The organism is Limosilactobacillus mucosae DSM 13345 (assembly GCF_001436025.1).
Lineage (GTDB): Bacteria > Bacillota > Bacilli > Lactobacillales > Lactobacillaceae > Limosilactobacillus > Limosilactobacillus mucosae.
The window spans coordinates 1-2397 of the sequence record NZ_AZEQ01000049.1 but is presented as its reverse complement, the minus strand read 5'-3'; the positions used below and the strand labels follow the sequence as shown (position 1 = coordinate 2397).

1 protein-coding gene and 1 pseudogene are annotated in these 2397 nt (G+C 34.0%); both read left to right on the top strand.

The window, feature by feature from the left end; genetic code table 11:
• Positions 1–120: 120 nt before the first annotated feature.
• Positions 121–369, top strand: a pseudogene (locus FC47_RS11085) (transposase); the annotation flags it as partial.
• Positions 370–902: 533 nt separating this feature from the next.
• Positions 903–1382, top strand: a complete 480-nt coding sequence (locus FC47_RS10025; protein WP_056968801.1) for a hypothetical protein — start codon at positions 903–905, stop codon at positions 1380–1382.
• The last annotated feature ends 1015 nt before the right edge of the window (positions 1383–2397 follow it).

Genomic DNA, 2397 nt, shown 5'->3' with positions numbered 1-2397 from the left:
TATACTTAGAGGGCATTATAGCCGTGTGAATCCTAGGGGGTATTTTGCATTGTAAGTTATTCAACTGTTGAAAAGCTTAAATTACTTCATGATTATCAGAAATCGGATTATGGTTTAACGGTGTACACCGATTACCATGGTGTCCGACCAGCAAACATGAGTAAGTGGATTAAGCAATTCCTACTCGCTGGATTGGCGAGATTAATTAGACCTAAGCATAATCAGAAGTACTCATTAGAGACTAAGTTAACTGCTGTAAAAGCTTATCTTTCTGGCAAGTATACTAATCAAGCAATTCTCCAGCAGTATCAAATTAGAAATATTTCTCAACTACATCAATGGGTTATCAGTTACAATAATGACAAACTCTGAGTTAATCAGACAACGAGAAAGTGAGTCAGAAAATTGGATATTGATTTAATATCGTCTTCTTTTAAATGACAGAGGTCATTACTCTTTTGTAAGAGTGATAATTGATCAATATCGTCATTGAGAAAGTCATACTGGAAAGCATAATTATATGCATTGTATTGCTTAGATAAATCCAATTCGCTTTGATGAACGGTTGAACTATAGAGATGCTCAAATTGATAATCTCGAGTAAGATTTTTTACTCCGGCAGCACAATCCCAAACCACACAATCTTTTTTCCAATCTTCAATTAATCCAGCAGTTTTAGTTTGCTAAGTTGATTAATGATTGCGATGAGTTGACTGAGAGAGTACAGCTTGCTAAAGCAAGGCGTACTTTCCTTAAGATTTAAGGGTAACTATGTTTTTTATGAGAATGACAGTAATTTATTGAGGTTTTATAATAATTGGTATTTACATAGGTTGTTATAGCCTAATTCACAATTAATGGTAATTTTGCAATTATTTAAAACTATGGAAGAGTGTTTGGATATGAAGAAAATATTAGTTTCGTTTTTAGTTGTTTTGGTTGGATTGAGTTTAACTGCTTGTGGTAGCAATAATAAACAAGCAAAGGAAAATTCATCATTAAAGGCTCAAAATTCTAGTCTTAAAGCAAAAGAGCAACAACGCGAAAATAGTTCACTTAAAGCTGAGAACAGCTCTTTAAAGAATGATAAACAGACATCTACGGCATCATCCAATAATACTAGTAATCAAGAAGATAATACTAGCAATCAAGAAGATCCTGCTCGCTTATCAAATGAAGAAGTGGGTAATCGAGTAAAAACTGCAAAAGGAGATACATCTCCAGATTACAATACTATAGTTGAAAATCATGGAGATGGCACCTATGATGTAGAGCTTCGTAGAGATGCTCCTAGTGGACAGAATTCTAATCTTATTGGAGAATACGTATATAATGCCAAAACGAATGCAATTACAACGAAATTTGAGTCAGGTTTAGATTAACAAAAAAAATTAAATATTATTGTCAGTGTTGATCTAATTGATTTAATGAAATGAAGAGGTCGAATTCTCTAATTATGAGTTTTTGATCTCTTTTTATTTTGCAGACTGCTCTTTTTTGTTGCCAATATTAGGCTGCATGATTGGTCTATACCTATTAGAACATAGATCGGGGATGTTTGAATCGAATCGAGTAGTTTTTTGTTTGGATCTGTAGGTGAGTAGGTTAAGACACACGCCACGGCTTTTTTTGTTGATTTTAGAGCCTTTTTTGATCGAAAAATGGACGTAAACGACCAAAAAACAGGGGTGCGTAGTAGCTTTTTGCATTTAGCTGAAAATAGCCCCGATCAGTGCAGTTTTTGGTCGTTTGCATAGTATTTTTGATTGTTCCTGCAGGAGCTGAAAATGATCTAAAAAACGGCTCTAAACCGCTGAAAAACAGGCGATCATGCTAGACATGAAAAGGGGTACAATAGAGATCAAAACTTTGGGACAATATCTACGCCGGTTAAGCGATACTGTTTGCTGCCGTTTACAAACTTCTACAATGTAAATAGTGAATAATGAATTGTAAATAGTAGATTATGCATTGTGAATTGTAAAATGTGAACGTGATAAAAATGGCTATAGAAAGGCCTTTAAGTGATGATGATATAAACTACTACAATGTAAATAGTGAATAGTAGATAGTGGATTGTAAATAATTAATTGTGAATAATAAATTATCATCAATGACCGAGGCTGATAAAAAGAGGATTAAGGGATATTTCAAAATAGTCGATTAGGGCTGTTTAATGGATGCGAAAAATCTTCAGAATCTTCCTTTACTTTTTTGAGCTTGAATCGTTTCTATAAGTGTAAGTCTTAAAACCTTACTAAATTATTCAAAGGAGATGTTCAATCATGGAACGTAATTTCAAGAACTCAAAACTGTCATTTAAGATGGTCTCTGGCGCAGCTACTCAGATGCCATTGAAAAACCAACTGACGATCAGATCAACGGCTGCATCAAGGT

Coding starts and splice junctions, on each gene's coding strand:
- FC47_RS10025 (WP_056968801.1), top strand. CDS start 903: ATGAAGAAAATATTAGTTTCGTTTTTAGTTGTTTTGGTTGGATTGAGT.